The 211-nt window shown below is 55.5% G+C and carries 1 rRNA gene; it reads left to right on the top strand.

The features are described 5' to 3' along the window. A 16S ribosomal RNA gene (locus tag WFK81_RS30900) occupies positions 1–211 on the top strand; the annotation flags it as partial.

Raw genomic sequence — 211 nt, 5'->3', positions numbered from 1 at the left:
CCGGTGACAAACCGGAGGAAGGTGGGGATGACGTCAAATCATCATGCCCCTTATGACCTGGGCTACACACGTACTACAATGGCCGATACAACGGGAAGCGAAGCCGCGAGGTGGAGCCAATCCTATCAAAGTCGGTCTCAGTTCGGATTGCAGGCTGCAACTCGCCTGCATGAAGTCGGAATTGCTAGTAATCGCGGATCAGCATGCCGCG

This window comes from Paenibacillus sp. MMO-177 (assembly GCF_037147795.1).
Lineage (GTDB): Bacteria > Bacillota > Bacilli > Paenibacillales > Paenibacillaceae > Pristimantibacillus.
This window is presented reverse-complemented; position numbering and strand designations above follow the sequence as displayed.